1 protein-coding gene is annotated in these 206 nt (G+C 59.2%); it reads left to right on the top strand.

What is annotated here, in order from left to right:
- Positions 1-206: hypothetical protein (locus BST12_RS30315; protein WP_139802155.1), on the top strand; the 206-nt coding region annotated here is incomplete at both ends.

The following is a 206-nucleotide window of genomic DNA, read 5'->3' as shown; positions in this document are numbered from 1 at the left end:
ACGGTTGTCGATGCCGTCGTGCGGTTCACGGCCGGCTTTGACCAGCTGGCTGACGCCACGATCAGCCCCGCCCAACAACAGGCGATCGTCAACTACTACAACAACGAATTCATCACACCCGTCGAACGCACGACCGGCGATAAACTCGACATCACCGCGCTGCTGCCGACTTCTCCGGCCCAAAGGTATCTTCAGGCGTACTACAC

Origin of the sequence: Mycobacterium angelicum (assembly GCF_002086155.1) — a bacterium.
In the GTDB taxonomy this organism is placed as follows: domain Bacteria; phylum Actinomycetota; class Actinomycetes; order Mycobacteriales; family Mycobacteriaceae; genus Mycobacterium; species Mycobacterium angelicum.
The sequence above is the reverse complement of the archived record's forward strand: the minus strand, read 5'-3'. Positions and strand labels throughout refer to the sequence as shown.